This window comes from Micromonospora sp. ALFpr18c, assembly GCF_008868155.1.
In the GTDB taxonomy this organism is placed as follows: Bacteria; Actinomycetota; Actinomycetes; order Mycobacteriales; family Micromonosporaceae; genus Micromonospora.
This window is the reverse complement of the sequence record NZ_WBKR01000282.1, coordinates 1-5603: the sequence shown is the minus strand read 5'-3', so window position 1 is coordinate 5603 and position 5603 is coordinate 1. Positions and strand designations below refer to the sequence as shown.

Below are 5603 nucleotides of genomic sequence, written 5' to 3'. Positions count from 1 at the left end.
AACGCGCATCCCCGCCCACTCCCCCGTCGCCGCCGCCGTTGATCATGAGGTTAACGAGCGACACGCCGCAGCGTGGGCCCGTCCACCTCATGATCAACGGCGCGAGAGGGGGGTTAGACCGGCTCTGCCACCGGGGCTGCGGGGCCGGCCGTTCCCGTGTGAGCCGTCGCGGCGGGCTTGGGCTTGGCGTCGATGCCGGCCTCGGTGCGCTGCTGGGCCGTGATCGGCGTCGGGGCGCCGGTCAGCGGGTCGAACCCACCCCGGGTCTTCGGGAACGCGATGACCTCGCGGATGGAGTCGGCGCCGGCGAGCAGCATGCAGACCCGGTCCCAGCCGAAGGCGATGCCGCCGTGCGGCGGGGCGCCGTACTTGAACGCCTCCAGCAGGAAGCCGAACTTGTCCTGCGCCTCCTCCGGGGTGATGCCAAGCAGGTCGAAGACCCGCTTCTGCACGTCACCGCGGTGGATACGGATCGAACCGCCGCCGATCTCGTTGCCGTTGCAGACGATGTCGTACGCGTACGCGAGGGCCCGGTCCGGCGCCTCCTCGAACCGGTCGACCCACTCGGCGTTCGGTGAGGTGAACGGGTGGTGCACGGCCGTCCAGCCGCCCTCGTCCGTGCGCTCGAACATCGGCGCGTCGACCACCCAGCAGAACGCCCAGGCGCTCTCGTCGATCAGGCCGGCCCGCTTGGCGATCTCGATGCGGGCGGCGCCCAGCAGCTCCTGCGCCTCCCGGGTGGTGGCGCTCGCGGCGAAGAAGACCGCGTCACCGGGCTTGGCGCCGACGGCGTCGGCGAGCCCGCCCAGGTGCTCGGCGGACAGGTTCTTCGCCACCGGACCGCGCGCCTCGCCGGTCTCGGCGTCCAGCACCACGTACGCCAGGCCCCGCGCGCCGCGTGCCTTCGCCCAGTCCTGCCAGCCGTCCAGCTCCTTGCGGCTCTGCGCCGCGCCGCCCGGCATGACCACCGCGCCGACGTAGCCGCCCGCGTCGATCGCGCCGGCGAAGACCCGGAACTCGGTGCCGCGCAGGTAGTCGGTCAGCTCGGTCAGCTCGACGCCGTAGCGCAGGTCCGGCTTGTCCGAGCCGTACCGGGCCATCGCGTCGTGCCAGGTGATCCGCGGGATCGGGCGGGTGATCTCGTGCCCGGCCAGGTCCTTCCAGAGCGCCGAGACGATCGCCTCGCCGAGGTCGATCACGTCGTCCTCGGTGACGAAGGACATCTCGATGTCGAGCTGGGTGAACTCCGGCTGCCGGTCGGCGCGGAAGTCCTCGTCGCGGTAGCAGCGGGCGATCTGGTAATACCGCTCCATGCCGCCGACCATCAGCAGCTGCTTGAACAGCTGCGGCGACTGCGGCAGCGCGTACCAGCTGCCGGGCTGCAGGCGCACCGGCACCAGGAAGTCGCGGGCGCCCTCGGGCGTCGACCGGGTCAGCGTCGGCGTCTCGATCTCCAGGAAGTCCCGCTCGTGCAGCACACCCCGGGCGAGCTGGCTGGCCCGCGAGCGCAGCCGCAGCGCGTTCGCCGGGCCACTGCGCCGCAGGTCCAGGTAGCGGTACTTGAGCCGGATGTCGTCGCCGGCCTCGACCTGGTCGTCCACCGGCAACGGCAGCGGGGCCGCCTCGGAGAGCACCTCCAGCTCGGCGACGGTCACCTCGACCTCACCGGTGGGCAGCTCCGGGTTCTCGTTGCCCTCCGGCCGGCGGGTCACCTCACCGACGACCTTCACGCAGAACTCGTTGCGCAGCGCGTGCGCGTCCTCCTCGCGGAACACCACCTGGACCACACCGGAGCCGTCGCGCAGGTCGACGAAGATGACGCCGCCGTGGTCACGCCGGCGGGCGACCCACCCGGCGAGCGTCACCGTCGAGCCGGCGTCCGTCGCGCGCAAGCTGCCGGCGTCATGGGTACGGATCACGACGTACGTCTCCTCATCTGCGGTGCGGTCTGCCTCCGCATTCTGTCAGGAGTGCCGGAAACGATCCGCGCCACCCCGTCGACCCGGCCGGTCGGGCCGGACGGTTCGACGGGTGGCGCGGTCGGCCGGTGGGCATCAGTCCTCGGGAATGTTCCAGGCCGTGACCCGGATGACGGTCGTCCGGTCGTTGTTGATGGCGACGACCTCCAGCAGCACCATCCGCCACCTGTCCCGCTGTTCACGCGCCGCGGCGTAGTTGGTCCTGATGCAGAGCCAGGAGCCCTTCCGAAGTGGCACCTCGGCCTCGGCGGCGACCGGAGCGGAGCGGATCGCGTTGTTGCACTCGGCGGGCTTCATTCCCGCCGTCGCTGCTTCACTGCCCTCCACGCCGTTGGCCATCCTGATGAAGGGAGCACCCGGACAGCCCGCGTTGAGGGCCAGGTCCGAGGTGTTCGCTCCCACGTTGGCCCGTGGTTCGTCGAGGTCCACCTCCATCTCCTTGAAGCAGTCCGTGGGCTTCAAGGTCAGGCTCTGGTTCTCGTACTTGGGCTCGTACACGGTCTGCTCGCTGAGTTCCGGTGGTGTCCCCGGCGAGCGCGGCGGTTCCTCCGTCGCGGTGGGCGTCTGCGGGGGGTCGGCCGCTCCGGGCGTACTGGACGGAAGAGTGCCGGGCCCGGTGCTGGTCGAGCCGGCCGGTTGCCGGGCGGAGGCGATGTCGCGGGCGGTCTGCGCCTGGTCCAGCGCCCGCCACGAGAGGGCGGCGGAGCCGAGCGCCACCAGCAGCGCCAGGGCTGCCACGGCGATCACCACGAGGCCGAGCGGGCTGCGGCTCGCGGCGGGCGGGGCCGGTGGACGGGGAGGGTCACCAGCGCCCGCGAAGGGTGGCGGCACCTCGCCGCCGTGCGGTGGTGGCGGATCAATCGGAGCGGGTTCGGGCTTTTCTGGCCGCGGATCGGGTTGGCTCACCGCAAAACCCCCTGCATCGGCAGAAGTCAACGTCGGATGGGGAGTGAATTCGTTCTTCGGTCCGGAATCGGCACGCTATCAGGAACTCGCCAGCACTCGCGGCAGAGTATTCTTCGCCGACGCGATGTGATCGGAGGGTAGATGCCGGACATGCAGGATTCCACCGAATCACCGACGTCAACGCCGGGATCCGGCTACCGCGTCGCGCGGGCGATTCTGATCCTGACGGGGATCGCGGTGGTCATAGCGGCCACGGCCCTGGCACGGGACTACTTCGGCTGGGGGTCCGGGGGCGGGACGCCGGCGGCCACGGTGACGACGAGCGCCGGCCCGGCCCGGTCTCCTCTCACCAATCCCGAGCCGGGCACGCCACCGGCCAATGGCGGATCCTCGCCGGTCCGACTGGACACCCTGGCCGTCGAGGCCGGTGCGGCGAATCTCGGAAAGCTTCCCCGTCAACTGGCCGGTCAGCCCGAGTACGACCGTCCGATCGTCATTGGCTGCCCGACGAATTCCGGTGCGGACAAGCAGCGCGACGTCACATTCCGAGTGCAACGCCGATACCTTGATCTGACGTCCACCGTACGGCCGTTCTTTTCCTCGCCGGACGACCGCGACGGCGTCGTCTTCGTCTCCGCGCAGGTGGCGATCCGCCAGAAGGACGGGACGGTGACCCGGGTGACGCGGGGGCAGCAGTTCGAGGCACGCATGGACAGCCCACAGGACCTCGTGGCGGACATCGAGGGGGCGGACGAGTTGACGCTGCGGGTCGAGTGCCAGTATCCGGGCGGCTCGGTCATCCTCACCGCCGCCACGGTCAGCGCGGGCTGATCGCAGGGCAAGGCGCGCGGCCCGGCCGGTCGGGGCGAATCCGATTCAACCGGCTGTCTCGCCGGTTAACGTGGCGAAATGCGCGCCGTACCGAACTGGGCCGTCGCCACGGCGGCGGCCGCACCCGTGCTGCTGGTGGCCGGTTCGACGGTTGCGCAGGCGCGGCAGCCCGCCGGGTACGACCCGATCCGGGACACCATCAGCGAGCTGGCCGGGCAGGACGCCACCGACGCCTGGATCATGGTCGGGGCCCTGGTGCTGCTCGGCTGCTGCTATCTCTCGGTGGCCGCCGTACTGCACGCGGCCGGGCTGCCCAGCCGGTTCCTGCTCGCGGTCGGTGGCGTGGCCACCATCGCGCTGGTCGCCTTTCCCCGCCCGCCGGTTGGTGGTTCGCTCAGCCACGGCATCGCGGCGACGGTGGCCGTCCTCGCCCTGGCGTTGTGGCCGGCCGGCTCGGCGCTGCGGCTGCCACGCGGTCCGGACGCCGCACACCCGAGGCTCGCGCGGCCGCCGTGGGCGTTCCGCCGGTCCGTGGGGTTGAGCGCCACGGTGCTGCTGCTGGCCCTCTTCGGCTGGTGCGCCTTCGAGGTGACCAGCGGATCCCGCACGGGGTTGGCCGAGCGGGTGACGGCGGTGGCGGTGTCACTCTGGCCGCTGCTCGCGGTCCTGTCCGCCCGGCGGGCGCACCTGGCGTGGGCCACCGGTGGCGCCACCTCCGTCGGTCCCGCTCTGCCGGGTGTCGTACCCCCGGATCCCCTGCGACCAGCGCAGGGGCCGGATCGCCTCGCGTGAGGCGGGCCGCACGCGCGACGCGGGCCGCCGGAGTGTTCCGGCGGCCCGCGTGCGGTGCGTCGATCAGAAGACGCTGACGCCGTAGACGCTCAGCGCCTCGGTGACCGGCTGGAAGTACGTCGTGCCACCGGTGCGGCAGTTGCCGCTACCACCGGAGGTCATGCCGAGTGCGGTGCTGCCGGCGAACAGCGAGCCGCCGCTGTCGCCCGGCTCGGCGCAGACGTTGGTGCGGATGAGGCCGGAGACCGAGCCCTCGGCGTAGTTGACCGTGGCGTTGGTCGCGTTGACCGAGCCACTGCGCAGGCCGGTGGTGCTGCCGGAGCGCTGCACGGACTGGCCGACCGAGGCGTTGCCGGCACCGGTGATGTCCCGGTAGCTGCCGTTGTAGAGGTAGACGTTGCCGGCGGCGTTGGCCGAGTTGCTGTGCCGCACGATGCCGTAGTCGTTGCCCGGGAAGCTGGTGCCGGCACGGGTGCCGAGCAGCGAGGTCTGGGCGGAGTTCGAGTACCAGCTCGACGAGATGTTGGTGCAGTGCCCGGCGGTCACGAAGTAGTAGGTGCTGCCGCTGCGCACGTTGAAGCCGAGCGAGCAGCGCCCGCCGCCGCCGGCGTAGATGGCCTGGCCACCGGAGATGCGGGTGCTCAGCACGCCGGCCTCGGCCTCGACCCGGACCGCGCCGTTGGCCCGCGCGGCGGCGGCCTTGACCCGCTCTAGCTTGGCGCCGGTGACGGTGCTGTCGACGGAGACGACGACCTGGTTGGTGACCGGGTCGCTCCACCAGGCGGTGCCCGGAATCTTGGCGGAACGCTCCAGCTCGGCGGTCGCCCGGTTGAGCTCGGCGGCGCCGCGGGTGACGTACCGGACGGTGGCGCCGGCGTTGCTGGCCTTACGGGCGGCGGCCGCGTCGGTCACGGTGACGACGGATGTGCCGCTGGCGTCGATGTACGAGCCGGCGGACCGGTCGCCGAGCTCAGCGGAGAGGGCGGCGGCGGCGTCGGGCGACGCGGGCCAGCAGCGCCTCGCAGACCGGGTCGCCGGTGGCCTTGCCGGTGTTGCGGTGCGAGATCCGGGTGGCCAGCTCCTGGAACGAGACGT

4 protein-coding genes and 2 pseudogenes are annotated in these 5603 nt (G+C 71.8%); 2 read left to right on the top strand and 4 right to left on the bottom strand.

Annotation, left to right across the window (positions count from 1 at the left end; translation table 11 throughout):
- Positions 1 to 113 precede the first annotated feature (113 nt).
- The gene (gene aspS, locus F8271_RS29480; RefSeq protein ID WP_151493097.1) at positions 114 to 1919 is read right to left on the bottom strand and encodes an aspartate--tRNA ligase; all 1806 of its coding nucleotides are present in this window, start codon (positions 1917 to 1919) and stop codon (positions 114 to 116) included.
- A gap of 135 nt (positions 1920 to 2054) precedes the next feature.
- Positions 2055 to 2717, bottom strand: a complete 663-nt coding sequence (locus F8271_RS29475; RefSeq protein WP_151493096.1) for a hypothetical protein — start codon at positions 2715 to 2717, stop codon at positions 2055 to 2057.
- Between the two features lie 405 nt (positions 2718 to 3122).
- On the opposite strand from F8271_RS29475, the gene F8271_RS29470 reads away from it, so the two are divergent.
- Positions 3123 to 3716: a hypothetical protein gene (locus F8271_RS29470; protein WP_151493095.1), complete on the top strand. Its 594-nt coding sequence runs from the start codon at positions 3123 to 3125 to the stop codon at positions 3714 to 3716.
- A gap of 78 nt (positions 3717 to 3794) precedes the next feature.
- Positions 3795 to 4508: a DUF998 domain-containing protein gene (locus F8271_RS29465; protein WP_151493094.1), complete on the top strand. Its 714-nt coding sequence runs from the start codon at positions 3795 to 3797 to the stop codon at positions 4506 to 4508.
- Positions 4509 to 4571: 63 nt separating this feature from the next.
- On the opposite strand, the pseudogene F8271_RS29460 reads toward F8271_RS29465, so the two are convergent.
- Positions 4572 to 5513 (bottom strand): annotated as a pseudogene (locus F8271_RS29460) (S1 family peptidase); the annotation flags it as partial.
- Positions 5506 to 5603: pseudogene (locus tag F8271_RS29455) on the bottom strand (acyl-ACP desaturase); the annotation flags it as partial. The pseudogenes F8271_RS29460 and F8271_RS29455, both read right to left, overlap by 8 nt.

What these genes read in the sequence shown, in the direction of transcription:
- F8271_RS29465 (WP_151493094.1), top strand. Translation starts at nt 3,795, where the DNA reads ATGCGCGCCGTACCGAACTGGGCCGTCGCCACGGCGGCGGCCGCACCC.